General features: G+C 38.7%; 1 pseudogene. It reads left to right on the top strand.

Features of this window, described 5'->3' with window-relative positions:
* Window positions 1-230: pseudogene (locus ACYP5M_RS26870) on the top strand (Rrf2 family transcriptional regulator); the annotation flags it as partial.

Genomic DNA, 230 nt, shown 5'->3' with positions numbered 1-230 from the left:
ATAAGGAAATTTGTAGTAAAGCAGATTATCACTTCCGTTCCTTGTAATAACTGCGGCCTTACTCTTGCCAAAAGCGTATATAAGATTAAAAACCTTGAAATAATTGAGGAGATGGAAGGTCCCATTTCGATGTTTCCGGATACAGGACATATAGAAAAAGCGTTAAAAGATGGAGAGTATGCAGAAAAGGGAATGGATGTCCTTCGTCTGATGTTTTCTCGGTCGGATCA

This window comes from Peribacillus sp. N1, from assembly GCF_054600815.1.
This window is presented reverse-complemented; position numbering and strand designations above follow the sequence as displayed.